The organism is Labrys sp. ALF-8, from assembly GCF_059699065.1.
This window is the reverse complement of sequence record NZ_AP048537.1, coordinates 1,766,154-1,792,658: the sequence shown is the minus strand read 5'-3', so window position 1 is coordinate 1,792,658 and position 26,505 is coordinate 1,766,154. Positions and strand designations below refer to the sequence as shown.

Here is a 26,505-nt window from a genome sequence, read left to right as displayed (position 1 = left end):
TCAGGCCAGGACGTTGCGCCTGAGCAGGTCCGCCAGCCAATCCGAAAAGACCTCAAGACGCCGCGGCAGGGGCTGGCGGTGCGGAAAGAGCAGGGTCATCGGCATGGGGGCGGCGCGATGGCCGGGCATGACCTCCACGAGTTCGCCGGCACCGAGATGAGCCCTAACGTCATAGGCCGGGATCTGGATCAGGCCGAGGCCGGCCAGGCAGCAGGCGATATAGGCCTCGGCGCTGTTCACCACCACGCGGCTGCGCATCGCACGACTCATCGTCTCGCCTCGCTCGATCCATTCCCAGGGCTCGACCCGGCCTGTCGACGGCGAGGCATAGGCGACGGCGAGATGGGAGTCGAGTTCGTCGAGACCTTGCGGCGTGCCGTGACTGGCGAGATAGGCCGGACTGGCAACGTTGATCAGTGCGAGGTTGCCGATGAAGCGGGCGATGAGGCCGGAATCGCCGAGAGGCCCCACCCGCAGCACGCAGTCGATGCTGTTCTCGACGAGGTCCACCGCGCGGTCCGTCACGCCCATGTCGATGTCGATCTGCGGATAGCGAGCCAGGAATTCCGGCAGGGCGGGGGCGACGATCAACCGCCCGATGCGGCCCGGCATGTCGACGCGCAGCTTGCCGGCCGGGCTCGCCTTGGTCTGGCGGAACAGGTTCTCGGTTTCCTCGAAATCGCTGACGAGTCGCTGGCTGCGCGCGAGCAGGGCAAGACCTTCTTGCGTCGCCGAGACCTTCCGTGTGGTCCGGTGCAGCAGGCGAGTGCCCATGCGCGCCTCCAGGTCCCGGATCGCCAGGGAGACCGAGGAACGCGGCAGGCCGAGTGTATCGGCAGCGCGCGTGAAGCTGCCGCTTTCGACCACGCGGATGAAGATGCGGAGAAGATCGATTCTGTCCAAGACCCACCGATTGTTCGTGATTTGCAACATGTCATATCACAAACAGCGCCTTTATAGCGGAATCCTGGACGATATCTTGTGCAGCAGCAGAGGCTGCGATGTGCAGCCGGCAACAGCATAGGGAGAAGTCCGTGACGGATCACAGCATCAAGGGGAAGACGGCGATCATTGCCGGGGGCGGCAAGAATCTCGGCGGGCTGATTGCGCGCGACCTGGCGGCGCAGGGAGCCCGGGCGATCGCGGTGCACTACAACAGCGCGGCCTCGAAGGCTGAGGCGGATGCGACGGTGGCGGCGGTGAAGGCGGCGGGGGCCGAGGCGGTGGCCTTCCAGGCCAACCTGACCGCAGCAGGGGCGGTGGAGAAGCTGTTCGCCGACACGGTGGCCGCCATCGGCCGTCCCGACATCGCCATCAACACGGTGGGCAAGGTGCTCAAGAAACCGATGGCCGAGATCTCGGAGGCCGAATATGACGCGATGACCGACGTCAATTCCAAGGCCGCCTTCTTCTTCATCAAGGAAGCCGGCAAGACCCTCAACGACGGCGGCAAGATCTGCACGCTGGTGACCTCGCTGCTGGGTGCCTTCACACCCTTCTATGCGAGCTATGCCGGCACCAAGGCGCCGGTCGAGCACTTCACCCGCGCCGCCTCCAAGGAACTGGGCGACCGCGGCATCTCGGTGACGGCGATCGGCCCCGGCCCGATGGACACACCCTTCTTCTATCCCGCCGAGAGCCCGGAGGCGCAGGCCTACCACAAGACCGCCGCCGCCCTCTCCAAGTTCACCCCCACAGGGCTCACCCATATCCAGGACATCGTGCCCTGGATCCGCTTCCTCGTCTCCGACGGCTGGTGGATGACCGGCCAGACCATCCTCGTCAACGGCGGATACACCACCAAGTAGGGCGGGAGGGACGCCGGCAGGGGATCGACATCGCCCTTGCCGGCCGGCTCCGCGCTTCCGGGCGGGCGATCGGTGATCGCCCCTCCGCGTTTTCCGTGCGTGAATCCGGCGCAGAATCTTGTTCCCTCCGTCATTGTTTCGCCGCGTGAGCGCGGGTAAAACAGAGGCATGTGGAAGCTCGCCAATCCGACCGTTTTCCTGGGCCTCGCCGCGCGCCTGCTGCCGTGGCTGGTGGCGATCACCGTGCTGCTTTTCGTTGCCGGGCTCTACGGCGTCGCCATGGCGCCCGACGACTATCAGCAGGGCGCCACCGTGAAGATCATGTACATCCATGTGCCGAGTGCCTGGCTCGCCATGGCCGGATGGGGCGTGATGTCGCTTTCGGCTTTGGGCGTTCTGGTCTGGCGCCACCCTCTCGCCGAGGTTGCGATGAAGTCGGCGATGCCCATAGGCGCGGCCTTCACCCTGCTCTGCCTCATCACCGGTTCGCTCTGGGGCCAGCCAATGTGGGGCACATGGTGGGTATGGGATGCGCGGCTCACCTCCGTGCTCGTGCTTTTCCTGATGTATCTCGCCCTCCTGGCGCTCTGGCATTCGATCGAGGAGCCCGGCAAGGCGGCACGCATCTCGGCCATCCTCGTGCTGGTCGGGGCGATCAACATACCGATCATCAAGTTCTCGGTGGAATGGTGGAACACGCTGCACCAGGGTGCTTCGGTGTTTCGCATCGGCGGCTCCACCATCTATTCCTGGATGATGCTCTGGCCGCTTCTCGACATGGCGGTGGCGTTCACCTTCCTGTTCGCCACGCTGCAAGTGATGGCGATGCGCAACGAGATCCTGCGCCGGCGCATTCGCACCATGCGCCTGATGGCGGCGTCGAGCCCTGCGACGACCGTCGCGTCCACCGTGCCGGCGGAGGCCTGAGATGGTGATCCTCGGCATGGACCTCGGCTCCCATTGGGCTTTCATCGTCTGGGCCTATGCGATCGCCCTTGTGGTGGTGGCCTGCCTGATCACCTGGGTGCTCGCCGATTATCGCGTGCAGCGCCGTACGCTTGCCGATCTCGAGGCGCGCGGATTGCGCCGGCGTTCCCGCCAGGGTGCGCCTGCGGGCAAGGAGGCGGCGTGAGCAGCAGCCAGGCCCTGCCCCCGGCACCGCGCCGGCGGGTGCTCGTCTTCGTTCCGCTGATCGCCTTTGCGGCGTTGGCGGGCCTCTTCCTCTACCAGCTCAAGGATGGGAGCGACCCCTCGACCCTGCCTTCGGCCCTCATCGGCAAGCCTGTCCCCGAGATGAAGCTTCCGGCGCTGCCCGAGCTTCTGCGGGACGGCAAGCCGGTGCCTGGCCTCGCCACCGCCGACCTCAAGGCCGGCGGCGTCACGGTGGTCAACGTTTTCGCTTCCTGGTGCGTCCCCTGCCAGGACGAGCATCCCGAACTGATGAAGTTCGCCGCCATGAAGAAGGCGCGTCTGGTCGCCATCAACTACAAGGACGATCCCGACAATGCCCGCCGCTTCCTCGGCACTTTCGGTAGTCCCTATGACGCGGTCGGTGTCGATGCCAATGGCCGCTCCGCCATCGACTGGGGCGTCTACGGCGTGCCCGAGACCTTCATCGTCGACGGCAGGGGCGAGATCGTCGACAAGATCGTCGGTCCGCTCGACGACGACAAGCTGGCGAACAAGCTCCTTCCGGCCGTCGAAGCCGCATCGAAGTAAAGGCCTGCAATGACTGACCGTTCGAAGCTTCCCTACCGGCCCTGCGCGGGTGCGGTGCTGTTCAACTCCGCCGGCCATGTCTTCATAGGCCGCCGTCGCACCAAGGAAGGCCAACCGAACAAACCCACGTTGGAGTGGCAGATGCCCCAAGGCGGCATCGACGACGGCGAGGAGCCGCGCGCGGCGGCGCTGCGCGAGCTCTATGAGGAGACCAATGTCCGCTCCGTTGAGTTCCTGGCCGAGGCGCCGGACTGGTACTCCTACGACCTGCCGGCCGAGGCGGTGGGCGGCGGCTGGACGGCCCGGTATCGCGGCCAGACGCAGAAGTGGGTCGCCTTTCGCTTCACCGGCGCCGACAGCGAGATCGATGTCGGCAATCCGGCGGGCGGCAAGCACAAGCCCGAATTCGATGCCTGGCGCTGGGAAACGCTCGAGGAACTGCCGGGCCTCATCGTTCCCTTCAAGCGCGGCGTCTACGAGCAGGTCGTCGCCGCCTTCCGCCATCTCGCGCCATGACGTCCCCGAAGCCCTATCGTCCCAATGTCGGTATCGCACTCTTCAATGCGCGGGGGCTGGTGCTGGTCGGCCGCGCGGAAACGTCGGGACCGGAGCTGATCGTGCCCGGCCATGAGTGGCAATGCCCCCAGGGCGGCATCGACGAGGGCGAGGAGATCGAGGCGGCTGCACGGCGCGAACTATGGGAGGAGACGAATGTCCGGTCGGCCTCGCTGTTGGCCGTGACGGAGGAATGGTGGCAGTATGACTTCCCGCCCTATGATGGGCCGCTGCACAAGCTGTCCCCCTTTCGCGGGCAGAAGCAGCGCTGGGCCGCCTTTCGTTTCGAAGGGCCGGAAAGCGAGATCGACGTGGTGAACCTGCCTACGGGAGAACCGCAGGAATTCTTCGGCTGGCGCTGGGAGCGCCTGGAACGATTGCCGGCGCTGGTGACGCCGCACAAGCTGCCTTCCTACGAGCGCATGGTGGCAGCGTTTCAAAAGTTCGGGTGAAGGCTGTAGCGGCAGTCACAGACCGAAGGCGGGGATGCCCTCCGCTCCCAGGCGCTATTCTTCCGCCTTGCCCAGAAACCGTTCGATCAACCCCCTCGACAGCCGCGTGGGCCGGCGGGTCCTGGAGTCCAGGCAGCACCAGCTCGAGCGCACCTCGGCCAGCACCACTTCGCCGCGCTTGATGATGATCTCGTAGAAGGCCCGGGCCCCGTGCACCTTCCGCAGGATGACGGTGGCGATCACGTCGTCGTTCAGGAAGGCCGGCTTGCGGTAGGTGATCTCGTGCTTGAGAGCGACCCACAAATGCTTGGCGACCATCTCCGTGGGAGCCAGCCGTTCCCAGTGGCTGATGATCGCCGCCTGCACCCATTTGAGGTAGCTGGCATTGTTGACGTGGCCCATGAAGTCGATATCGGCGCGCTCGATATCGATGGGATAGTCATAGGGGGCGACTTTTCGGAACATGGCGGAGCGCCTCGTACCAAAACCGTCATAAAACTACCGCGCAACGGCCCTCCCGGTCTACCTTTAACGGGCCATGAGGCCGAACGAGCGCCAAGATGTCGCGCCGGGACAGGATCAGGGCGGTGCTCAGAGCGCCTGATACATGACGAGGGCGTCGACATATCCGTGCTTGGGATGCAGAAACGCGCCCGGGAGCCTTCCGACGATTTCGAAGCCGAGCGATTGCCAGAGGCGGACGGCGCGCTCATTGGTGCTGACGACGAAGTTGTACTGCATGGCGCGATAGCCTTGCGCCTGCGCGTGGACGCGGGAGTGCTCGTACATCCGCCGCGCGATGCCGCGGCCAGCGGCGGCGAGGGCCGTCATATAGCCGCAGTTGCAGACATGACGCCCTCCGCCCAGCTGATTGGGCCGGATGTAATAGGTACCGAGGATGACACCGTCCTCCTCGACCACGAAGCAGTCGCGGTCGCTGCCCGTCCAATAGGCGAGGGCCGCCTGCTCGGTCATGTCGCGATCCAGCGCATAGGTTTCGCCGGCGCGAATGGTCGGGCCGATGATTGCCCATATGGCCGGGGCGTCCTCGGGGCGGGCAGCACGGATGATCATGGCGTGACCTTGGCACTCGCCGCATCGATCTTCAATGGCCGCGGTGCGAGCTTGTCGAGACTTCCCAGCACGGCGCCGCCCACGATCAGCAGCACGGCCAGGCCGAGGCCCCAACCCGGCTCCGCGAAGCCCACAAGCACCAGGATCAGCGTCGAGAGCACCGGCGTGGCATAAGAGGCAACACCCAGGAGGCGGATGTCGCCATGTTTCACGCCGCGGTCCCAGGCGTAGAAGGCGAGGCCTACCGGTCCCAGGCCGAGGCCGACGATGGCGAGCCACTCCCTCGGCTCTGGCCACACCGTCTGCTCGAACAGGCCGTGGCACAGGAAGGCGAGCAGGCAGGTCGCGCCGCAGAAGCCGACGACGGCATCCGTCGGCACCGTCTTCAGCCGCCGCGAGAGCACCGAGTAGCCCGACCAGATGAAGGCGCAGGCGAGTGCCAGGAGATATCCGGGAATGGCGTGGCTGTCGAAGCCGCTGAGCCCCTTGGAAAGACCCAGCACGAGTACACCGGCAAAGCCGAGCACTGCTCCCGCGATATGATGCCAACGCAATCTCTCGCCTGGCAGCATGGCTGAAAACAATACGATCAGGAGGGGCCACAGATAGGCGATCAGGCTGGCCTCGGCCGAGGGAGCACGCTTCAGCGCCTCGAAGTAGACCGCATGATAGCCGAACAGGCCGCCGACGCCGAGTGCCCACACCGGCAGGGGCTGGCGAAGGGCGCTCGCCGCGCCGGGACGAAAGAGCCATGATACGGCACCCATCGCAGTGGCAACCGCGAAGGTGAGGCCGAGGAGTTCGAAGGACGGAATCCGGCTTGCCAGCGCGGTGGTAAGCGCGAGCACGGCCCAGAGCAGGATGGCGATCAGGCCGATCGATGTGGCGAGAAATCGGGAGGACATGAATCTGCACTCGAAGGGAGCCAGCCCCTATGCCGCAAAAGGGCGCAAAATGCCATGGGGCTGCCTGGAATTACTCCGGCAGAGGCCGGCGCTGGTGGCGCGGCGAGCGGATCTCGCCTCTCTGCGTGCCTATCGACATCTCGAAACTATCCGCGATGCGGCGCGCGCGGTCGATGAAGACCAGGGCCGCTTCCGGCGACAGCACGTCGCGCGCGGTGCGTTCGAACAGATCGAGCCAGCGGTCGAAATGGTGGCCTTCCAGCGGCATCATCAGGTGAGGCCGCAGGGGGCGGCCGTCGTAGCGCCCGCTGCGCAGGATGACCGAAGACCAGAAGGCGCAGAGCTTTGCGAGGTGGTCGTCCCAGTCCGCCACCTTGGCATTGAAGATCGGGCCGATCAGTTCGTCCTGCCGCACCCGGCCGTAGAAGGTATGGACGAGGCGCTCGATCATGGCCTCCGAAAAGGCTGTATTCGTGATTTCGCCCATATTGATGCTGGAAGTCATGATGAAGTCCGTCAAGCCGGCAACGCTCTACGAGGAATATTCTGCAGGCGCGCTATCATCCGGCCATGATTACATTGTAAAATCTAAAGATGAATTTCGGTGGGGGCTGCCATGCGGATGCGTCCACTTGCAATCATCTTTTTCTCGATTGGGTTGATGTCGGCGCCGGCCGCAGCGCAACCCCCGGATGCCGACAACCCCGACACCGACAGCTCGCAACAGCTCTATGAACTTGGTCGCTTTGCCGCGGTTTATCAACGCGTGCTCGCCAATTATGTCGACGAGCCCGATCCGCAGAAGCTGATCAAGGGAGCGATCGAGGGCATGATGAACTCGCTCGATCCGCATTCCCGCTATGTCGACGCCGCCACCTTCCGCGGGATGCAGCAGGAGCTCACCGGAAAGTTCGCCGGCATCGGCGTCGAACTGACGCTTGACCACGGCGAACTCGCCATCAAGAGGATCCTGCCGGATTCGCCCGCGGCCAAGGCGGACCTGCAGCCGGGCGACATCGTCCTCAGCCTCGACGGCACGCCGGTGCAGGGCTTGAGCCTCGACGCAGCACTCGGCAAGATGCAGGGGGCGGCCGGCACGAGCGTGACGTTATCCATCCGGCGCCACGGCAGGGCGGATCCCTTCGATGTCGACCTCACGCGCGTCGTCCTCGCCACCGAGACGGTGCAGCTCCAGGAACTCGGGCGGAACGTCGGCTACATCCGGATCGTCGAATTCGACGACGGTACGTTCGACAGTCTGCACCGGGCCACGGACAAGCTGCAGGCGGATATCGCGTTCGACGATCTCAAGGGCTTGATCGTGGACCTGCGGAACAATCCGGGCGGCCTGCTCGATCAGGCGATCGTGGTGTCCGCCGGCTTCATCGGCAAGGGCGTGGTGGTATCGGTGCGGGGTCGCGATCCCGGTCTTTCCAAGGTCTTCGTGGCCAACGGCGTCGATCTGGTGGGCGGCAAGCCGGTGATCGTGTTGATCAATGGGGGCACCGCCTCGGCAGCGGAAATCATGGCGGGGGCACTGCAGGATCTCAAGCGCGCGACGATTCTGGGTACACGCTCCTTCGGCAAGGGCTCGGTTCAGACCGTGAGCCGTCTGCCCGACGAGAGCGCCCTCATTCTCACGACGGCGCGCTACTACACGCCGCTTGGCCGTTCGATCCAGGCTCAGGGCATCCAGCCGGACATTCTCGTTCTCCAGCATGATGCGGCGGCCTTCAGCGACGTGCATCGCACCAGCGGCGAGGCCGGACTTGCCGGCCATCTCAAAGGGGCAGGGGCGGAGGAAGGGAGTGGCTCCTCCTTCTACGTGCCGCCCGACGCCAAGGACGATACGCAGCTCAACGCCGCGCTCGACCTTCTTCGCGGTGTTCGGCAGAACCCCGCCTTTCCCCCGAAGCGCGTCGTGCCTTGAGCACGCGCACCCCGGAACGACACTCGCCGCATCCGTATCGAAACGGATGCGGCGAGTGCCGGTTCCTCCCTGGATTATGGTCTCAAGCGTTGTAAGTCACGCTTTCTGGCAGACCGAGAGCGGCAGCGACGCGGCGCAGGTAGCCGGGGCTGGCATCCAGGCCCAATTCGACATCCTTGATTTCGTCCACCGTCAGGCCGCAGGTCACGGCCAGATCCTCGATGCTGTATCCCTTTGCTTCGCGGGCCTCCCTGAAGATGTGCCCGCCGGCGCTGATGACCGGGGCAGTGGCTTTCGAGAGGGCGTGTTCGCTTCCGGAATAAGACATATGTCACTCCTTGTTGAGTACCGGGGATGGATGGGATTGTTTCAGGGGGCTCCAGTTAGGGGTGGGTGAGAGACAGGGTTCCGTCCCTCCGGGCTGGTCATGCTGCGGCCGAACGCGGTTCAGATACAGCCGTGTTGCTTGGTTACGCTTTCAGGCAGGCCGACAATTCTCATGCGAGGCAGAAAGAACGCCTGTCCTGTGCAGGAGACAATCACTCAGAACGAGTATTGGAATAAGTATAATTATCGAGAGTAAACGAGCGTCAATTTGTGAATCGTAGGACGGTGACGATAGGGCCGAAATCCAAGATGGTCAAGCATAGCCGATTTCGAGCAGAATTAGCTATGTGTTTCTGTTGATACATCAATAACATGACGCCCGTGGGAGTGTAATGAAGCGTACATTGGCTCAGGTGGACATTGGGGGCAAGCAGGCTATTGATATTCTTGGATTTTGGTCACGTGGATTTGAATGATTCGTGACTGCACAGAGGGCAAAAGCCTCCCCTGATGGTCGGGGAGGCGTTGTCCGGATCATGCCTTCACGCAGCCTTTTCGCCGCCGTCCGGGAAGTCCGTCGACACGGCGAGTTGCCGCCACGCCGCAAGTTCCCTGGCTACGAAGGCGTTCTTTTCTTCCAGCGCCGCCACCGTGTCACTGCCGAAAGGCATGCGCAGCGGCGGGTTGTCGGCGCAGGCGAGAGTGACCATCGCCTTGGCGAAGCGGGCAGGATCGCCCGGCTGGGCATGGTTGGCGCCGGCAGCGAAGTCACGCATCGCGCCGACCGTCTCGTGATAGTCGGGGATCGAGGGCGGGCTGACGGCCAGGGACTGCGCATCCAGGAAGTCGGTCCTGAAAAAGCCGGGCTCGATCACCGTCGCCTTGATGCCGAGCGGGGCCAGTTCCTTCGCGAGCGACTCGGTCAGCCCCTCGATGGCGAATTTGGTCGAACCGTAGACCCCCCAGCCCTGGTAGGCAGTATAGCCGCCGATGGAAGAGATGTTCATGACGTGACCCGACCGTCTTTCGCGCATGGAGGGCAGCACCGCGCGGGTCACTGCCAGCAGACCGAAGACGTTGGTGCGATAGATCTTCTCGATTTCCTCGGCGGTTGCTTCTTCCACTGCGCCCAGCAGTCCATAGCCGGCATTGTTGAGCAGGACGTCGATGCGACCGAAACGCTCGATGGCGGCCTTGACGGCGGTTTGTGCCTGCGCTTCGTCCGTGACATCAAGGGCGACGGCGAGGAGATGGGGGTGGGCGCCGTGCTGGCGGATGATGCTCTCGGGATTGCGGGCGGTTGCCACGACGGCGTCTCCGGCCGCCAGGGCTTCCTTGACGATGAGGGCACCGAAGCCGCGCGATGCACCCGTGATGAACCAAACACGCATTGTCCTGTCTCCATGTTCGTCGCCGCCGGAGGTGACGGCGACCTCTTCGATGACGCGAACCATAGATCTGGATCTTACCGGCGATAATCGGCGTAATGGACAGGATACTGCTGAGGAAAATTCAGCAATAACCGGCAGCCAGCGTGGGGGCATGAGCCAATTACATATGAACTATGTGTTGAATGTATTTAATCGCGGAGGCACAGTTCCCTAAGCTTGGGCACGGCGGCTGGGCCGCCCGAATATTTCGCAAGCGATTTCATCGGAGATTTTCATGGCTCGCCAATTGCGGCTCGGAGCGTTCATGCGCCCCGCCAGCATTCATACCGGCGCGTGGCGCTATCCCGGAGCCTGGCCAGACGCCAATTTCAACTTCCCGGGCCTGAAGCGCCTGGCTCAGAAGCTCGAGCAGGGCCGCTTCGACGCCTTCTTCATGGCGGATCATCTGGCCGTGCTCAACATGCCGGTTGAGGCGCTCAAGCGCAGCCACACCGCCACTTCGTTCGAGCCCTTCACGCTTCTGTCCGCGCTGGCAGGAGCGACCGAGCATATCGGCCTCGTCGCCACCGCCTCAACGACCTTCGACCTGCCCTACCACGTCGCCCGGCGCTTTGCCTCGCTCGACCATATCAGCGGTGGCCGGGCGGGGTGGAACATCGTCACCACGTCAAACCCGGATGCAGCGCTCAATTTCGGCCTCACGGAACACGTCGAGCACGACGAGCGCTACCACAGGGCGCGGGAATTCTATGACGTCGTGACGGGCCTGTGGGACAGCTGGGCCGACGACGCGTTCGTTCGCGACGTCGAGAGCGGCATCTTCTTCGATCCGGCCCGGATGCACGTGCTCGACCACAAAGGTCCGAGCCTTTCGGTACGAGGTCCGCTCAACATCGCCCGTCCCGTGCAGGGCTGGCCCCTGATCGTCCAGGCCGGATCCTCCGAAGCCGGTCGCCAGCTCGCGGCGGAAACGGCCGAGGCGGTATTCACCGCGCCGCCCACATTGGCGGACGGTCAGCGCTTCTATGCCGACGTCAAGGGCCGCATGAAGGTGCTCGGCCGCGATCCCGATCACATGAAGATCCTGCCTGCGGCCTTCGTGGTGGTCGGCGACACCGTCGAGGAGGCCAGGGCCAAGCGTGCGAAGCTCGACAGCCTGGTCCATTACGACAGCGCCATCGCCTCGCTGTCCATCGCGCTCGGGCACGATGCCTCGGGCTTCGATCCCGACGGCAAGCTGCCACCGATCCCCGAGACCAACCAGTCGAAGAGCGGGCGCGAGCGCGTGCTGCAGCTCGCCGAACGCGAGAATCTCACTGTGCGCCAGCTTGCCCAGCGCCTTGGAGGTTATGCGGGCCTTGCCTTCGTTGGCACGCCCCAGACCATCGCCGACGCAATGGCGGAGTGGCTGCATACGGACGGCTCGGACGGATTCAACATCATGTTCCCCTACCTGCCGGGCGGCCTCGACGATTTCGTCGACAGGGTAGTGCCGGTGCTGCAGGACCGCGGCCTGTTCCGGCGTGAATATGAAGGCAGGACGCTGCGGGAAAATCTGGGGCTGCCGCGGCCGCCGAATCGGTTCTTCGCCTGAGGCGAGCGGCGGCCCTCCCCCTGCGGAGAGAGCCTCCCTTCCGTTCGATCACATCATCGCGAAGGTGTCGGGATTCGGGCCGATCTTGCCGTTGGGATCGTCCAGCTTCTCGATGGCGGCGACATCCTCCGGCGCCAGCTTGAAGTCGAAGACCTTGAAGTTCTCGACGATGCGGGACGGCGTGACCGATTTCGGAATCACCACATTGCCGATGTCGAGATGCCAGCGCAGGATCACCTGGGCCGGTGTCTTGCCGTATTTGCCGGCAATGGCGGCGATGGCGGGATCGGACAGCAGCTGGCCCTGGCCGAGAGGGCTCCACGCCTCGGTGGCGATGCCTTCCCGGGCATGGTAGTCGCGCAGGGCTTTCTGCTGGAAGTACGGATGCAGCTCGATCTGATTGATCGCGGGCACCACGCCCGTCTCCGTCTTCAGGCGTTCGAGATGGGAAACCTGGAAGTTGGAAACACCGATCGAAGCGATGCGGCCTTCCTCGCGCAGCTTGATGAAGGCCTTCCAGGTGTCGAGATAGCGGTCGCGCGAGGGCACCGGCCAATGAATGAGGTAAAGGTCGAGCTTGTCGAGGCGGAGCTTCTTGAGGCTGGCGTCGAAGGCGCGCAGGGTGGAGTCGTAGCCCTGGTCCGAATTCCACAGCTTGGTGGTGATGAAGAGCTCCTTCACCGGTACGCTGGAGGCGGCGAGCGCGTCACCGACACCCGTCTCGTTCTGATAGGCGGCGGCGGTGTCGATGGAGCGGTAGCCGGCATCGATCGCGGCCGTCACGGCGGCGCTCGCACCTTCGTTGGGCACCTGCCAGACACCGAATCCGAGCTGCGGAACCTGGTTGCCGTCGTTGAAGCGAATCGTCGGGGACATGGAAACTTCCTGGGTGATGGAGAAGGGGGCGAGGGGCTCCTGACAGCCTGGCAGGAACGGTGTGCGCCCTGATGGAAGGTGAATGAGGGCCATGGAAAGGCGCCAGTCAAGGAACCGGCCCCCTCTCATCTATGCCGCCCTCCCCGAAGCGCAACCGCAGCTTATTGAAAACCTGCCACCTTCTGGGGGACATAGGGTGCCTCCAGCGCGGCAATTTCCTCATGGGTGAGACGGAGGTCCAGCGCTGCCACGGCATCCGTGATGTGCTGGGGCTTCGAGGCCCCGACGATTGGGGCGGTGACCGCGCTCTTCCCCGCGATCCAGGCCAGGGCGACCTGCGCCTTCGAAACGCTGCGCGCCCGGGCGATGCCCGCCACGGCCTCGATGATCCGGCGATTGGCCTCGAACCCGGCCTGATAGAGGGAGCCGCCGAAGATGTCGGTTTCCTGCCGCTCGGTGGTCTCGTTCCAGTCCCGCGTGAGGCGGCCGCGGGCAAGCGGGCTCCAGGGAATGACCGCCACGCCCTCGTCCGTGCAGAGCGGCAGCATTTCGCGCTCCTCCTCGCGATAGAGCAGGTTCAGATGGTTCTGCATGGATACGAACTCGGTCCAGCCGTGGAGGCGGGAAATGTAGAGCGCCTTGGTGAACTGCCAGGCGTGCATGGAGGAGGCGCCGACATAGCGGGCCTTGCCGGCCTTTACCACGTCGTGCAGCGCCTCCAGCGTCTCCTCGATCGGCGTCGAGGCGTCCCAGCGGTGGATCTGGTAGAGATCGACATAGTCGGTGCCCAGGCGCCTGAGGCTGTTGTCGATTTCGGCGAGGATGGCACGCCGGGAAAGCCCGGCGCCGTTCGGGCCTGGGCGCATGCGGCCATGGACCTTCGTGGCGAGCACGATCTCTTCCCGCCGAGAAAAATCCTTGATGGCCCGGCCGACGATTTCTTCCGAGGTGCCGTCCGAATAGACATTGGCGGTGTCGAGGAAGTTGATGCCGGCCTCGATGGCCTGGCGGATCAGCAGCCGGCTCCGGTCCTCCGGCAGCGTCCAGGCGTGGTTGCCCCGCTGCGGATCGCCGTAGGTCATGCAGCCGAGGCATAGGCGCGAGACTTCAAGGCCCGTCGAGCCGAGTTTGAGGTAATCCATGGTGATGGCTCCAGCTGAGGCGGGCGTACCGGCATGCGGCGGAAGGGGACCCGGCGCACCGCCTGAAGGGATGGGTCGGAGATCCTGCCCTATCACCCGCGCGGGGCCATGTTAATTCACATAACAGGAAAGAGGCCTTGAAGTTGAGCTTCAAAACAACCGCAGCTCGCGAGCCAACATTGTTGAGGCCCACTTCAAAGCCTTCCCACGATTGTACGGATTATCGCGTAATTCCAATGGCGCTAGCTTGGTGGCCAGGAGGTTGCCACCATGAGCGCTCGAAAATCCCTTGCTTTCCTCATTACCGGCGTCAGCTCCGGTTTCGGGCTAGCACTGGCGGAAGCGGCCCTGGCGGCCGGACATCGCGTTGCCGGTACCGTCCGCATCGAAGCGGATCGCACGAAGTTTGAAGCCCTCGCCCCCGGTCAGGCCAGGGCGATGCTGCTCGACGTCACCGATACGCCCGCCATCGCTCCAGCGATCGCCGCGGTAGAGGAGCGCTTTGCCCCCATCGACGTTCTCGTCAACAATGCCGGCTATGGCCATGAGGGCATCATCGAGGAGTCGTCGCTCGCGGAGCTGCGCCGGCAGTTCGAGGTCAACGTCTTCGGCGCCGTCGCCATGATCCAGGCTGTCCTGCCCTATCTGCGCAAGCGCCGCTCCGGGCATATCGTCAACGTCACTTCGATGGGCGGCATTGTCACCTTTCCCGGACTCGGCTTCTATCATGGCAGCAAATTCGCCCTGGAAGGCATTTCGGAGACCCTCGGCAAGGAGGTCAGGAGCCTGGGCATCGCCGTCACCGCAGTGGAACCCGGCGGCTTCCGTACCGATTGCGCGGGCCGTTCCATGGTGCGTGCGGCGCGCTCCATCCCTGATTACGATACTGTGTTCGACCCGCTGCGCGCCCGCCGCGAGATCAATAGCGGCCGACAGCCGGGCGACCCCGCCAAGGCGGCACAGGCCATCCTCAGGCTCGTCGCTTCTCCCGAGCCGCCGGCGCATCTACTGCTCGGGCGCGACGCCATCGGCTTGGTGCGAGAGAAACTCGGTGCCCTCAAGGCGGAGATCGCCGCCTGGGAACAGGTGTCCCTCTCGACCGACTTCGAGGGGTGAAATGTCGGCTCATACCGGAAAGCGCGGGAGCGGGAAGGCTTCGGGCGCCGGTTTGCCGGGTGTGACGTAGCTGCGCATGGCCACATCCATCATCAGCCATCCCCAGTTGATGAGCTGGCTCTGTTCCTGTTCGTTGAACGGGTTGAGCCGGGTACGCATGCGGGCGAGGCGGCTGCCGGTTGCCGGATCGGGCTTCAGCTTTTGCGGTGCATCATAGCCGGTCACCGTGCCGTCGATGCCGCTGAATGCGACGGCTCGTAGCGGCGGCTGGTCCTTCACGGGCCTGGCCTGCGCGAAGAGCAGGCGTTTGCGCAGGGCGCGGGCCTGGTCCGTGGCAATGTCGAGGGCACGCAAGGCCTGCTGGGGCCAGAACGCATTGGCGGTCTCTTCGGTCCCGAAAGGTGCTCCGGCGTCGCTGACGATGATGGGATTGAAGTCGTCCACCGTCTCCAGGCCAAGATTGTCGTAGGCGCCCCCGTCCGTGAGCGAGAGCTTGCCGTTGTAGTTGGGGTCGCCGAAATGGATGGCGCCGTCGGCTTTCTGCCAGCTTTTCGGATCGACCACGATCTCGACCGGCGAGAGCACCGGTGGGAATGCGCTGGAAGCCGCAACGGCGACCGCGAGCCTGACGCGCGGGGAGGGAATGATGCCGATCGTGTAGTCGGCGAGCCTCACCTTCTGCAGGCGCACGAGCCGGCCTGTCTGCAGGTTGGTGGCGTTGAAGACGAATTGGGGGTTGTCCGGCAGGTCCTGCAGGGTGATTCCCTTGAAGAGATCGTCATAGGTGTCGGCAAGGACGTCGCCGATGCTCTTTCCCGGAAGAAGAGTGCCCAGTCCCACCGCCGGGGTGTCGACGGATCTCATGCAGAAGGCTCGCAGCGGCGCGATGACCTCCGTTTCGAGATTGGTCGCGATGCCGTTCACGAAGGTCAGTCTCTTCCAGGCAGCCGCCAGCATCCCCGAGGTGATCGAGCCTCCGGAAACGGAGGAAATACGTGCGAGCTTGGAAAGGTAGCCGAGTTCGTTGATCCGGATCAGCGCCCCGCAATGGTAGAGCGTGGCGCGGAAGCCTCCGCCCGACAGTGCCAGCGCCGCGGCGTTGCGGTCGAGTGTCGGATCCTCGACACCATTGCCCTGTGCCATCTCGTCCCCCCGGTCCCGAGCTGCCGCGGCAGCAGTGGGGACACTATCGCCAGGAGACGTGAGCCCGGCGTGAAACCTCAGGGCATTGTCCGGCCGTCATGGGGATCCCCGCTCGTCGAAGAGCAGAAGCGCAGCCGCGCCGACAAGCCCGGCGTTGTCGCCGAGTCCGGCCCTGACCACCGGCACGTCGCGGAAGGACGGCATGGCGGTATTCCGGATCACGCGGCCGATACGGGCCTCCATCAGATCGAATCCGTTGGAAACTCCGCCGCCCATGATCACTTTGTCGGGGCTGTAGAGATGGATCAGGCTTGTGAGGCCAGTGCCGAGATAGTCGGCCTCCTCCCCGATGAGGTCCAGCGCCACGCTGTCACCTTGCCGGGCTGCCTCGACCACGTCGCCCGCGGTTGGCAGGGCCAGGCCGGCGAGGAGACTTTGGGGGTGATCGAGGGCCGCCTGCCGGGCTCGCCTGTCGAGAGCCGTACCGGCCGCGAAGGCCTCGAAACAGCCTATGCCGCCGCAAGAGCAGCGCGGGCCATCGGTCGCCATGCGGAAATGGCCGACATGGCTCGTCATGCCGCGCCTTCCGTGGAGGAGGTGGCCATCGCTGATGACGCCGCCGCCGATGCCGGTCGAGACGGTGATGTAGAGAAGGTGCTGGAGGCCCCGGCCCGCGCCGAAGCGCCATTCGCCGTAGCAGGCGGCGATGGCGTCGCCTTCGACGACGACACGCAGGCCGAGAGCCCTGGCGAGTTCGTCGCGCAGCGGAAAATCCTCCCAGCCCGGCAGGGTGGGAACATGGATGAAGGTCCCGGTGGTGCTGTCGAGCGGGCCGGGCGCACAGACACCGACGCCGGCCAGGCCGCCGGGATCTTCTCCCTGGGCCACCTCGGCGACAAGGCCGGCGAACTGCGCCATCACTGCCTTCGGTCCGCCTTGGACGTCGGTGCGGGTCGCGGCGCGCCTCAGCACATTGCCGAGATTGTCGACGAGGGCGGCCCGGACCTGCGTGCCGCCGAGATCGATGCCGATGGCACGCCGGATCATGCTCAGTCTTCCCGCTTCAACCCATGCACCCAGGCCATGCGCGCGTCCAGGTCCGGCGCGCCGAAGGCGAGAGAACCCAGCACGACGGTCTCGGCCCCGGCGAGGCGGAGGTTGGGCACCGTGTGGTCGCGGTTGCCGCCGTCCGAGGCGAGTACGATGCGGTGGCCGGCTTTGGCGGCGATGAGCTTTCGAGCCTCGCGCAGGCGTCCGAGGGCGGAATCGTCGAGACCCACGCCCTTGATGCCGATCAGCGTGCCGAGGAGGGTCAGGATCGAGATGCGGTCGAGGAAGCGCTCCGCCGCCGCCACGGGCGTATGAAGCTGCAGCACCACCCCGGAGGCGAGGCCGAGCTTGTGGATATGCGCGAGCGCCGCGTCGGCATTGCCGTTCTCGGCGTGGACGGAGATCACGTCCGCGCCCGCCTCGGCGAACTGGTCGATCTGGTCGATCAGGATGTCGTCGGTCGTCATGAGGTGGACGTGGAGCGGCTTCGCCGTCACCTTTCGCACCGCCGCGGTGAGGTCCGGAAAATAGAGCAGGGCAGGCGAGAAATGGCCGTCTGCGACATCGATATGGAACATGTCGACATGCGGCTCGACACGGGCGATGTCGTCGACGAGATGTCCGAGATCCGCCGACCATAGCGAGAATTCGGCGAGCAGGCGGTCGGCGGGCAGGGCTGCGAGCCAGCCGGAAGCGGGTGTCATGCGGGGTTCTCCGAAAGGAACTGCGCCAGGACGGCGCGGAAATCCTGGGTGTAGCGCGCCCTGTCGAGCGCCTTTGGGGTGATGCGAGCGAGGCGAGCGCTCGGAATCATGGCCGAGAGAGCCTCGGCATGGCCGATGGGGTGGACGGCATCGACGTCGGTGCCGATCACCAGCGTCGGTATTTCCAGGGCGGCAATCTGCTGATGGGAGACGCCGGGGCCGTCAGCGGAAATGCGGGTGAGCAGGGCCGAGGTCACCTCCTGCGGCATTCTCGTGAAGAAGCCATGCAGGGAGGCGAGATTGTCAGGCGCGCGCGCAGCGAGATCACGGGCGATCTCCTGCGCATCGAAACAGGCCCTAGCCTGGTCGGGAGCATGTCGGGCCAGCAGTTCACCCACCATGGCGTTAGGTTCCATGTTGGCAGGCCCCGCTTCGGCGATCCAGGCAGGCCGGGCCAGCACCAGCCCACGGACCAGCTCCGGACGGGTTACCGCGAGCCGCAGCGAGATCGCCGCACCCATCGAGATGCCGCCGATGATCACTGGCGCAACGCGGAGACTCTCGATCCAGGCAGCGACGTCATCGGCGAAGGTGGCAATCGAGAAGCGGGTGGTATCGCCGGCCTGCGAGGCGCCATGGCCGCGGCATTCGAGCGTCAGGCAGCGCGCCGGCAGGTCGAAGGGAAAGACGTCCGCCGTCTGGGCGGCATCGCCGCACAGGCCGTGCTGGAAGACGACCGGCGTTCCCGTGCCCCGGTCGTGGACGGCAAGCCTCAGCCCTTCGCGCTCGAAAATTGTCGTCATCGCACCAGGCTCGCGAGCTTGCCGTCAAGAAACCGCGCCACGCCGGCCGCCTCTCCGGCGGCGAGGCCATGGGTCACCAACGGTCCGTCGAATTCTGCCCCGACAAGGCAGGAGAGGTAGTGGTCATAGTCGATGACGCCCTTGCCTGCGGTCGCAAAGCCGCCCGCCGGGTCGCGGTCCTTGGCATGAGCCATGACGATGCGGTCGGCGAGGAGGTCGATGCCCTCGGCGACGATGCGGCGCTGGTCGGAAAGCGTGGCCACCTCGAAGAGATTGGCGGGATCGAGGATGATCTTCAGGCGCGGACTGGCCATCTCGTCGATCAAGCGCCGGGCCTTCGCGGCCGAATTGATGACATTGGCGAGTTCCGGTTCGATGCCGAGGTCGACATCGTACTTCTCCGCGATGGCCAGCGCTGTCTCGAAGCTTTCCCTGAGGTCTCGCCAGGCGTCAGGCCCGTCATTGCCGGGATGGCCGCGCCACTGGTCGTCGGGGTCGCGGGTGCCCGTGCATAGCGTCAGGAGCCGCGTTTTCATGCGATGGGCCGAGGCGGCGATGACGCCGAGGCTCTCATGCCCGCGCCGGCGGACCACCGGATCGGGATGGATCATGTTGTAGGTGGCCGATACTGCCGTGATCGTAACTTCGTGTTCACGGGCGGCGGAGCGGACAGCTTCGGCCGTGCTGTCGGGAATTGCCGCCGGCATGGAATCGAGGCCGGAGCAGGCCATGTTGTATTGCACCGTCCGGTAGCCGGCCTCGCGGGCGGCCGCCAGCACCGGGCCGGGTGCCGTCCCAGGGAAGGTCTTGGCGAAGATGCCGATTTCCATCAGAGCACCCCCTCGGTGTCGGCGAGTTTCACGGCACGGCCCTCGCGCGCGGATTGGGCGATGGCGACCATCGCCCTCACCGAGGCAATTCCGTCGTCGATATCCGCGCCACGCATTGGCGCGCCCTTGAGGACGACGTCGGCGAAGCCCTCGAGTTGGCGCCTGTAGAAATGGCCGTCCGCGCCCAGCACGCGCGTGGTGGCGCCGTCCTTTTCACGAAAGATGTCGACTTCGCTGGTCTTGTAGTACCAGGGATTGTAGGTCTTGCCGAGCACGCTGCCCCGTTCGCCGTAGATCTGGAAGCCCTCGTGCCAGTCCATGCGCACGGCGACCGTGAGATCGAGATGGCCCAGCGCCCCGTTGGCGAAGGCGACGTCCACGAACCAGCAGCGAGCGCCGAAGCGCTCGGAAAAGCGTGCCTCGACCTCCACGATCTCGCCGCCGAAATAGCGCGCGGTATCGACGAGATGGCTGCCATGGGCAAGCATGTAGTAGCGTTGCAGGTCAGCCTTGGGATCCTCCGCGGGCTTGCGCGCGAGCTTGCTGGTGACGATGAGCGGCTGCACCGCATCGGTCATCGGATAGCGGTGCGTGGAGTCGCAGTACCAGGCCTTCAGGGCGAGGAGTTCGCCCATTTCGGAATCGATGAAATCCTTTGCTGCCTCCAGTCCCGCATCGAAGCGTTTCATATGGCCGACCTGCAGCACCTTGCCGCTCTTGCGAACGGTTTCCCGCAGGCCTTCGACCTCCTCGATGCCCATGCCGATCGGCTTTTCGCTCAGCACATGCTTGTCGGCGGCCAGTGCCTGGCGCGCCGCGGGCACATGGTAGGCGTCGGAGGTGGCGATGATGACGGCGTCGAGTGCCGGATCGGCCAGCATGGCCGCATAATCGGAAAAGGTCTTCTCGGGCTGGTGCATCCAGGCCATGCGCTCGAGGAGATCCGGCGCCACGTCGCAGATGGCATAGAGATCGGCATTGCGGGCCTTGGTGCAGCTCTCAAAATGCGCTGCCTGGGCGATGGGGCCGCAGCCCAACACACCCACCTTGAGGCGGCGATCTTCCTTCTTCGGCATGGGAGTGTTCTCTTGGCTTTCGATAATTTATTTATTATCTAAATTAATTGAAAGCACAAGTTCGCGATTGCCTGTTCCAAGGCCGTTGAGGTACCGCTGCTTCATCATGGCAACGATCTCGCCCTGACGTATATCGCCTGAGAACGCTCCGATGGCCGACCAGACCCTCGCCCGTTTCGTGAATGAAAGGCGTGTCCTCACCCAGCTGAGGATGCATGGCGCCATGCCGCGCGCCGAATTGGCACGCCGCCTCGCGTTGACGCCGGCCACCATCACCAATCTTGTCGAGAACCTCGCGGGGGAAGGTCTGGTCGCAGAGCGACGGGCGGCATCCGGGGAGGTCGGGCGCCGCGACGTGGGCCGTCCCGGCGTGGACATCGCGCTCAACCCTGAAGGAGGCTACCTCCTCGGCGCCGAGATCGGTGTCGGGCTGGTGCGCTTCGCCCTGCTGGACCTCGCGCTCGGCGTGGTCGCCAGCCAGACACAACGCCTGGCCACCACGGCCGGCCCGGAAGCGGCCGTCGCGGCGATCGCTGCGTATGTCGAGGAGTTGGAGCGCCGGCGGCCTGTGAGGGGGCGTCTGCGCTCGGTCGGCATCACCGTGCCGGGACTGGTGCGGTCGGACGGGCACGTCGTTCACCTGCCCATCCTGGGGTGGAAGGACGTCAACCTGCGGGCTCTCGCGGAGGGAGTACTGAGTGTTCCCGTCTTTGTCGAGAACAACGCCCACGCCGCCGCCTTCGGCGAAGTCTATACCCAGCCCGCTCTTTCGACGGATGCTATCATCTATCTCAAGCTGGGCACCGGCTGCGGCGGTGCCGCGATCATCAATGGCCGCCTGATGCGAGGGGCGGCCGGCACTGGCAGCGAGTTCGGGCACGTGCGAATCCGTGCATCGGGGTCTCGCTGTTCCTGCGGCCAGGAGGGGTGCCTGGAGACCTTCGTCAATATCGCCGCGCTGGAGCGCAGCTATCGCCCGGGCGAGGCCTTCGGCACCGACGGGCTTTCGGCGTTGCCGGCAATCGTGGCGGATGCCGCCACCAGTGGTGACCGCAAGGCCTGTGACGCAATGGACGACCTGGCCGGTCATCTCATCACCGGCCTTACCTCGCTGGTGAACATCTTCAACCCCGGCACCATCGTCCTGGGCGGCCCCATGCGCCCCGTGCTCGCGGCACGGCTCGGCATGATCGCCGAGGCCGTGGCCGGGGCCATCGTGCCGGGCATGCAAAGGCCGCAGATCCGCCTCTCCACGCTCGGAGAACTCGAATGCGCCGTGGGAGCGGCCGCCATAGCGCATCACCGGGCCTTCGATGTGTCGAACATCGAGATCGGGGCTTAGGTCAGAAAAAAGCGCTCAGGCCGAACCGCTCCTCCAGCCTGACAACCAGAAATCACGGGAGCGCCTTCACTCCGCCCTTGCGATCCACTCCGGGGCGCGGCCCCTCGCCCGGAGCCTCAGGAGACCTCTTCCTCGATCTGCATCTGGGCAATCCGCTCGACGCCGCCATTTATCCGCTGGGCGAGCATGTAGCCCAGGGTCGAGGCGATCAGGCAGAAGATCACCGAGGCGGCGATGTTGACGAGCGCGCGGCCGGGCATGCCGTTGCGCAGTAGGTCGAGCGTCTGCAGGCTGAAAGAGGAGAAGGTGGTGAAGCCACCACAGATGCCGACCATGAAGAACAGCCGCCAGCTCTCCGCCAGCGGAAGGCGGCCGTTCGCGATGGTGAGGGCGCCGAAGAAGGTGATGAGGAAGGAACCGACGATATTGATGAGAATGGTGCCCAGCGGTAGGGATTGGCTGTAGGGCACCATCCAGAGGCCGACCCAGTAGCGAGCCACCGAGCCGACGGCGCCGCCCAGTGCAATGAGAAGCGTGTTCGAAAGTGAACCGGACATGAGTCCTCCTAAATCAATCGCACAGCGCTTCGATCAGGAGGAGAACGGCAAGCTCCTACCGGCGCGAAACGCCCGGTAGGAGTCATCAGCCTTGCGGCGGTTTGGGGGGACTCCATCCCCGTGCTGGTCACCCACCTTATCGCGTGGCGGGCTTGATGGTCAACGCCGGAACGGAGGACCTGTTCCGGCGCTCCGATCAATCGCCCCCGAAGATGGGGCTCGCCCTCAGCCGCGCCACCGCGAAATCCACGAAGGAACGGATCTTGGCCGATGGTCCGCGCCCGCCTGCATGGACGACATGAACGGGCAGGGGTTCCTCCTCGTAGTCTGCGAGGAGGACGCGCAGCCGTCCCTCCCGCACGGCCGCGTCGATCTGGTAGGACAGCACGCGCGTCAGGCCCCAGTCTTCGATGGCCGCTGAAATGGTCGCTTCGTTGAGATTGCATATGAGGCGCGGATGGATGTCGACACTGGTCTTGCGCTCGCGCCCGAAGCGCCACTCGAGCGATGGCCATGCGCTGACATTGGCGATGACGCGGTGGCCGGCGAGATCCGCAGGCGCAAGTGGCTCGCCGTGCTCCGCGAGATAGGCGGGCGAAGCGCAGATCACCCGGCGTACGGTGCCCACGCGAATCGCGTGCAGGTCGGAATCGGGCAGCCGGCCGATGCGGACGGCGACATCCATGCCTTCCTCGACGAGATTGGCGAGGCGATCCAGAAAGAGGGTCTGCGCGGTCACGGCGGGATGCTGGCCAAGATAGTCCATCACGATGGGCAGCACATGCATCTGGCCGAACAGGACGGGCGCGGTGATCGCCAGCGTGCCGCTCGGCGTGGCGTAGGAGCCCGCGGCGGCCGCCTCGGCATCGGCGAGATCGGTCAGGATGCGCTGGCAATCTGCGAAATAACGCTGCCCGGCATCGGTGAGCTTCACCGAACGCGTGGTGCGGGTGAGGAGCCTCGCTCCGATGGCATGCTCCAGTGAAGCGATGGCCCGGGTGACGGCGGGCGGGCTCATGTAGAGCTTGCGGGCCGCTTCGGCGAAGCCGCCCGTCTCGACCACCTTCACGAAGACCCGCATGGCTTGCAGGCGATCCATGGCTGACTTCCGTTTCCTCGAAATTATTCCTTAATTCGGAATTATACCTTCCACACAATGCATATTCCCATGATCAAGTGAAATGACCATCTTGCGGGCAGACAATATCAAGCTGCTGGAGATTGATCGTGAAGCTGTACTATCACCCGCTGTCGGGCCATGCGCACCGGGCCCACCTGTTCCTGTCACTGGCCGGGGTGGAGCACGAACTCGTCCTGGTCGACATTGCCAAGGGCGCGCACAAGCAGCCAGATTTCCTCAGGCTCAACCCGTTCGGCCAGGTCCCCGTGCTGGATGACGGCGGCGTGATCGTGCCCGACTCCCTGTCGATCATCGTCTACGTCGCACGCAAATTCGGCTTGACGGACTGGCTGCCTCTGGAGCCCGTGGCGGCTGCCGCCGTGCAACGCTGGTTCTCCGTGGCGGCCGGCGAGATCTTCTACGGCCCCTGCGCCGCCCGTCTCGTCACCCTGTTCGGCCGCAATTTCAACGCCGAGGAGGTTATCGCCCGTGCGCATGCCATCCTCGCGCGGATCGAGGAGGAACTCGCCTCGCGTCGCTTTATCGCGGCCGACAGCCCGACAGCGGCCGATGTTGCGCTCTACAGCTACATTTCATCGGCGCCGGAGGGGAACGTCGATCTTTCCCCCTATGGGCATGTCGGCGCCTGGCTCCGCCGGATCGAGGCCCTGCCGGGCTTCGTGCCCTTCCAGAAGACCGCTGTCGGGCTCGCCGCATAGCCTTGCTGGGCGGATCTTCACGGCGCGACCGGGACGGTGCCGAACCTGGACATTCGTCTTTGTAGGCGCTCGTCCTGTCGAGACACGGCGGGAGCTGTACCTCGACGGCCGGAGCGATGCGGCGCGTGACGAGACGGGGACCGTCCTCACGCCGCTGGGATTCTTGAGTGAGTCTGTGAAAACCCGCCTTTCCTTTCCTGAAAGGATCATTCCATGGATGGCAGCATTCCCATTTCGAACGCCTCCCCCTGGCACGAGGGCGAGATCGCCCTTCAGAGGCGAGCCGGCGTCGCCGAACGCATGGAGACGGTCGGCCGTCGCGTGCTGCGCGACCACCTGATCGACCAGCACCGCGAGTTCTATCCGCAGTTGCCCTTCATCGTGGCCGGTGCGGTCGATCCCTCCGGCAATGCCTGGGCCACGGTGCTGGCCGGCCGCCCCGGTTTCCTGAGTTCACCCGATATCCGTACGCTGCACGTCGCTGCTGCTGTAAGCCCGGCAGATCCCGCAGCGGCCGGCATGCGCGACGCAGATGCCATCGGCCTCATAGGCATCGAACTGCATACCCGCAGGCGCAACCGTCTGAACGGCATGGTTCGCCGCAGCGATGAGGCCTCCTTCGACGTCGTCGTCGGCCAGAGCTACGGCAACTGTCCGCAATATATCCAGCTCCGTGACTTCGAATTCGTGAGCGCGCCGGCGGCTCCGCCGGAAGAAAGCCTGCGCCGCCTCGGGCGCCTGGACGACCTTGTCTCGGCCATGATCCTCAAGGCCGACACCTTCTTCATCGCTTCCTACGCCGATCCCGCGCAGGGCGGGCGGCAGGTCGACGTCTCCCATCGAGGCGGACGCCCCGGCTTCGTGCGGATCGGCGCGGACGGAGTGCTGACGATACCGGACTTCGCCGGCAATCTCTTCTTCAACACGCTCGGCAATGTCATGGTGAACCCGAGGACCGGCCTGCTCTTCATCGATTTCGAGACCGGCGACCTGCTGCAGATCTCAGGGTTCGGCGAGGTGGTGCTCGATTCGCCCGAGATCGCCGCCTTCCAGGGTGCCGAGCGGCTGCTGCGCTTCACACCCCGGCAGATCGTTCATCGCCGCGCCGCCCTGCCATTGCGCTGGCTGGCCCGTCCACGCGGCGCTTCGCCAAACTCCATGCTCACGGGGAATTGGGCCGAAGCCGCCGCCCGGTTGAAGGCTGCCGAACTCGGCCGGAACTGGCGTCCCTTCCGCGTGGCGGGGGTCGCCGAGGAGAGCAGCGTCATCCGTTCGCTTTATCTCGAGCCAACGGACAGTGCCGGCCTGGTTCCCCACAAGGCCGGCCAGCACCTGCCCATCCGTGTTCGCCTGCCCGACGGCAGCCAGGCGTTACGCACCTACACGCTCTCCTCCGCGCCGTCGGACGGCGTCTATCGCATCAGCGTGAAGCTGGAGGGAGCGGTTTCACATGTCCTGCACGGCCTAAGGCAAGGCGACGTCATCGAGGCGCGGGAGCCCGTGGGCTCCTTCACCATCGACGCGCTGGCGCAAAGACCGGCCGTGCTGCTGGGAGCCGGCATCGGCGTCACGCCCGTGCTCGCGATGCTGCGCGACATCATCTATCAGGGCCTGCGCAAGCGCCGTGTCCGGCCCGCCTTCTTCTTCCAGGCCACCCGCTCCAAGGCCGAGCGCGCATTCAGCCGCGAAATCGCGGCACTTGCCGCCGCTTCCGAAGGCGCGGTGCAGGTGGTGCGCGTGCTCGGCGACTCCTCGGACGCGAGCGAGGACGACTACGAACATCGGGGCCGCATCGACCTTGCCCTGCTGCAGGCATGCCTTCCTTTCGGGGACTATGATTTCTACCTGTGCGGACCGGGGTCCTTCATGCAGGAACTTTATGACGGGCTGCGGGGCCTCGGCGTCGCGGATGAGCGCATCCATGCCGAGGCTTTCGGGCCATCCTCGTTCAAGCGCAAGGGCGCGGCGGGGGAGCCGGCACGGCCGATCCAGCCGCAGGCGACCGCGCCGGTCTCCGTCGCCTTTGCCGCCTCCGGACGCCAGGCTATCTGGGAGCCTGGATCCGGTTCGCTGCTCGAATTCGCGGAGGCACAAGGTCTCGCCCCGCCTCACAGCTGCCGGGTCGGCTCCTGCGGCAGTTGCCGGACCAGAGTGCTCTCCGGTACGGTGTCCCATGAGGGCGAGCCGGTCGCTGGGGTGGGCCAGGACGAGGCGCTCCTCTGTTGCTCGGTACCGGGGGCGGGCGGACCGCTGAGCCTCGATCTTTGAGCGG

29 protein-coding genes and 1 riboswitch are annotated in these 26,505 nt (G+C 65.1%); of the genes, 12 read left to right on the top strand and 17 right to left on the bottom strand.

Annotated features, from left to right (window positions below):
- Positions 1-903 (bottom strand): LysR family transcriptional regulator, encoded by a 903-nt coding sequence (locus tag AC6H34_RS08265; protein ID WP_448150433.1) that lies wholly within the window; start codon positions 901-903, stop codon positions 1-3.
- A gap of 131 nt (positions 904-1,034) precedes the next feature.
- Here AC6H34_RS08265 and AC6H34_RS08260 point away from each other — a divergent pair, with 131 nt between their 5' ends.
- The 6 genes from AC6H34_RS08260 to AC6H34_RS08235 all read left to right on the top strand — a co-directional run bounded on the left by AC6H34_RS08260 (position 1,035) and on the right by AC6H34_RS08235 (position 4,534).
- On the top strand, positions 1,035-1,808 hold the full coding sequence (locus tag AC6H34_RS08260) for an SDR family oxidoreductase (RefSeq protein WP_448150434.1): 774 nt from the start codon (positions 1,035-1,037) through the stop codon (positions 1,806-1,808).
- Positions 1,809-1,976: 168 nt separating this feature from the next.
- Positions 1,977-2,735 (top strand): heme ABC transporter permease, encoded by a 759-nt coding sequence (locus AC6H34_RS08255; protein WP_497538462.1) that lies wholly within the window; start codon positions 1,977-1,979, stop codon positions 2,733-2,735.
- A 1-nt stretch (position 2,736) separates the two neighbouring features.
- On the top strand, positions 2,737-2,940 hold the full coding sequence (gene ccmD / locus AC6H34_RS08250; protein ID WP_448150436.1) for a heme exporter protein CcmD: 204 nt from the start codon (positions 2,737-2,739) through the stop codon (positions 2,938-2,940).
- Complete coding sequence (locus AC6H34_RS08245; protein ID WP_497538461.1) at positions 2,937-3,527, top strand: DsbE family thiol:disulfide interchange protein; 591 nt, start codon at positions 2,937-2,939, stop codon at positions 3,525-3,527. Before ccmD ends, AC6H34_RS08245 begins: the two co-directional genes overlap by 4 nt.
- 9 nt (positions 3,528-3,536) lie before the next feature.
- Positions 3,537-4,043, top strand: coding sequence for an RNA pyrophosphohydrolase (locus AC6H34_RS08240; protein ID WP_497538460.1), 507 nt, complete (start codon positions 3,537-3,539; stop codon positions 4,041-4,043).
- Positions 4,040-4,534 carry an RNA pyrophosphohydrolase gene (locus AC6H34_RS08235; RefSeq protein WP_497538459.1) on the top strand — a complete coding sequence of 165 codons (495 nt, stop codon included), beginning with the start codon at positions 4,040-4,042 and terminating at the stop codon, positions 4,532-4,534. The genes AC6H34_RS08240 and AC6H34_RS08235 overlap by 4 nt, the downstream gene beginning before the upstream one ends.
- 54 nt (positions 4,535-4,588) lie before the next feature.
- Here the strand turns inward: AC6H34_RS08235 and AC6H34_RS08230 are convergent, their stop codons facing one another.
- From AC6H34_RS08230 to AC6H34_RS08215, 4 genes are all read right to left on the bottom strand, one after another.
- On the bottom strand, positions 4,589-4,999 hold the full coding sequence (locus AC6H34_RS08230) for an acyl-CoA thioesterase (RefSeq protein ID WP_448150440.1): 411 nt from the start codon (positions 4,997-4,999) through the stop codon (positions 4,589-4,591).
- Between the two features lie 126 nt (positions 5,000-5,125).
- A complete protein-coding gene (locus tag AC6H34_RS08225; RefSeq protein WP_497538458.1) occupies positions 5,126-5,608 on the bottom strand; it encodes a GNAT family N-acetyltransferase in 483 nt (160 codons plus the stop codon).
- The gene (gene yddG, locus AC6H34_RS08220; protein ID WP_448150442.1) at positions 5,605-6,513 is read right to left on the bottom strand and encodes an aromatic amino acid exporter YddG; all 909 of its coding nucleotides are present in this window, start codon (positions 6,511-6,513) and stop codon (positions 5,605-5,607) included. Before yddG ends, AC6H34_RS08225 begins: the two co-directional genes overlap by 4 nt.
- A gap of 70 nt (positions 6,514-6,583) precedes the next feature.
- A complete protein-coding gene (locus AC6H34_RS08215) occupies positions 6,584-7,018 on the bottom strand; it encodes a group III truncated hemoglobin (RefSeq protein WP_497538457.1) in 435 nt (144 codons plus the stop codon).
- Between the two features lie 156 nt (positions 7,019-7,174).
- On the opposite strand from AC6H34_RS08215, the gene AC6H34_RS08210 reads away from it, so the two are divergent.
- Positions 7,175-8,443: a S41 family peptidase gene (locus AC6H34_RS08210; RefSeq protein ID WP_497538456.1), complete on the top strand. Its 1,269-nt coding sequence runs from the start codon at positions 7,175-7,177 to the stop codon at positions 8,441-8,443.
- Between the two features lie 82 nt (positions 8,444-8,525).
- Here AC6H34_RS08210 and AC6H34_RS08205 read toward each other — a convergent pair whose 3' ends face one another.
- Positions 8,526-8,771 (bottom strand): helix-turn-helix domain-containing protein, encoded by a 246-nt coding sequence (locus tag AC6H34_RS08205; RefSeq protein ID WP_448150445.1) that lies wholly within the window; start codon positions 8,769-8,771, stop codon positions 8,526-8,528.
- A gap of 541 nt (positions 8,772-9,312) precedes the next feature.
- The gene (locus AC6H34_RS08200) at positions 9,313-10,161 is read right to left on the bottom strand and encodes an oxidoreductase (protein ID WP_497539858.1); all 849 of its coding nucleotides are present in this window, start codon (positions 10,159-10,161) and stop codon (positions 9,313-9,315) included.
- 274 nt (positions 10,162-10,435) lie between these two features.
- Between AC6H34_RS08200 and AC6H34_RS08195 the strand changes: the two genes are divergently transcribed.
- On the top strand, positions 10,436-11,755 hold the full coding sequence (locus AC6H34_RS08195) for an LLM class flavin-dependent oxidoreductase (RefSeq protein WP_448150446.1): 1,320 nt from the start codon (positions 10,436-10,438) through the stop codon (positions 11,753-11,755).
- A gap of 48 nt (positions 11,756-11,803) precedes the next feature.
- Here the strand turns inward: AC6H34_RS08195 and AC6H34_RS08190 are convergent, their stop codons facing one another.
- Both AC6H34_RS08190 and AC6H34_RS08185 read right to left on the bottom strand, forming a co-directional pair.
- Positions 11,804-12,631 carry an aldo/keto reductase gene (locus AC6H34_RS08190; protein ID WP_497538455.1) on the bottom strand — a complete coding sequence of 276 codons (828 nt, stop codon included), beginning with the start codon at positions 12,629-12,631 and terminating at the stop codon, positions 11,804-11,806.
- Between the two features lie 161 nt (positions 12,632-12,792).
- Positions 12,793-13,773 carry an aldo/keto reductase gene (locus tag AC6H34_RS08185; RefSeq protein WP_497538454.1) on the bottom strand — a complete coding sequence of 327 codons (981 nt, stop codon included), beginning with the start codon at positions 13,771-13,773 and terminating at the stop codon, positions 12,793-12,795.
- 270 nt (positions 13,774-14,043) lie between these two features.
- Here AC6H34_RS08185 and AC6H34_RS08180 point away from each other — a divergent pair, with 270 nt between their 5' ends.
- Positions 14,044-14,889: an oxidoreductase gene (locus AC6H34_RS08180; protein WP_497538453.1), complete on the top strand. Its 846-nt coding sequence runs from the start codon at positions 14,044-14,046 to the stop codon at positions 14,887-14,889.
- A 9-nt stretch (positions 14,890-14,898) separates the two neighbouring features.
- Here the strand turns inward: AC6H34_RS08180 and AC6H34_RS08175 are convergent, their stop codons facing one another.
- The 6 genes from AC6H34_RS08175 to AC6H34_RS08150 all read right to left on the bottom strand — a co-directional run bounded on the left by AC6H34_RS08175 (position 14,899) and on the right by AC6H34_RS08150 (position 20,495).
- A complete protein-coding gene (locus AC6H34_RS08175) occupies positions 14,899-16,032 on the bottom strand; it encodes a patatin-like phospholipase family protein (protein ID WP_497538452.1) in 1,134 nt (377 codons plus the stop codon).
- Positions 16,033-16,128: 96 nt separating this feature from the next.
- Positions 16,129-17,079, bottom strand: coding sequence for an ROK family protein (locus tag AC6H34_RS08170; RefSeq protein WP_497538451.1), 951 nt, complete (start codon positions 17,077-17,079; stop codon positions 16,129-16,131).
- Between the two features lie 2 nt (positions 17,080-17,081).
- The gene (locus tag AC6H34_RS08165) at positions 17,082-17,786 is read right to left on the bottom strand and encodes a ribulose-phosphate 3-epimerase (RefSeq protein WP_448150453.1); all 705 of its coding nucleotides are present in this window, start codon (positions 17,784-17,786) and stop codon (positions 17,082-17,084) included.
- The gene (locus AC6H34_RS08160) at positions 17,783-18,589 is read right to left on the bottom strand and encodes an alpha/beta fold hydrolase (protein WP_497538450.1); all 807 of its coding nucleotides are present in this window, start codon (positions 18,587-18,589) and stop codon (positions 17,783-17,785) included. The genes AC6H34_RS08165 and AC6H34_RS08160 overlap by 4 nt, the downstream gene beginning before the upstream one ends.
- A complete protein-coding gene (locus AC6H34_RS08155) occupies positions 18,586-19,419 on the bottom strand; it encodes a sugar phosphate isomerase/epimerase family protein (RefSeq protein WP_497538449.1) in 834 nt (277 codons plus the stop codon). The genes AC6H34_RS08160 and AC6H34_RS08155 overlap by 4 nt, the downstream gene beginning before the upstream one ends.
- Complete coding sequence (locus tag AC6H34_RS08150) at positions 19,419-20,495, bottom strand: Gfo/Idh/MocA family protein (RefSeq protein ID WP_497538448.1); 1,077 nt, start codon at positions 20,493-20,495, stop codon at positions 19,419-19,421. Before AC6H34_RS08150 ends, AC6H34_RS08155 begins: the two co-directional genes overlap by 1 nt.
- Positions 20,496-20,646: 151 nt before the next feature.
- Between AC6H34_RS08150 and AC6H34_RS08145 the strand changes: the two genes are divergently transcribed.
- The gene (locus AC6H34_RS08145; protein ID WP_497538447.1) at positions 20,647-21,837 is read left to right on the top strand and encodes an ROK family protein; all 1,191 of its coding nucleotides are present in this window, start codon (positions 20,647-20,649) and stop codon (positions 21,835-21,837) included.
- Between the two features lie 116 nt (positions 21,838-21,953).
- Here the strand turns inward: AC6H34_RS08145 and crcB are convergent, their stop codons facing one another.
- Complete coding sequence (gene crcB / locus AC6H34_RS08140) at positions 21,954-22,394, bottom strand: fluoride efflux transporter CrcB (RefSeq protein ID WP_497538446.1); 441 nt, start codon at positions 22,392-22,394, stop codon at positions 21,954-21,956.
- Between the two features lie 69 nt (positions 22,395-22,463).
- Positions 22,464-22,523, bottom strand: a riboswitch (Fluoride riboswitch).
- Positions 22,524-22,590: 67 nt separating this feature from the next.
- On the bottom strand, positions 22,591-23,493 hold the full coding sequence (locus AC6H34_RS08135) for a LysR family transcriptional regulator (protein ID WP_497538445.1): 903 nt from the start codon (positions 23,491-23,493) through the stop codon (positions 22,591-22,593).
- Between the two features lie 128 nt (positions 23,494-23,621).
- Here AC6H34_RS08135 and AC6H34_RS08130 point away from each other — a divergent pair, with 128 nt between their 5' ends.
- Together AC6H34_RS08130 and AC6H34_RS08125 are read left to right on the top strand one after the other, a co-directional pair.
- Positions 23,622-24,233 (top strand): glutathione S-transferase family protein, encoded by a 612-nt coding sequence (locus AC6H34_RS08130; protein WP_497538444.1) that lies wholly within the window; start codon positions 23,622-23,624, stop codon positions 24,231-24,233.
- A 213-nt stretch (positions 24,234-24,446) separates the two neighbouring features.
- Positions 24,447-26,501, top strand: coding sequence for a 2Fe-2S iron-sulfur cluster-binding protein (locus AC6H34_RS08125; RefSeq protein ID WP_497538443.1), 2,055 nt, complete (start codon positions 24,447-24,449; stop codon positions 26,499-26,501).
- The last annotated feature ends 4 nt before the right edge of the window (positions 26,502-26,505 follow it).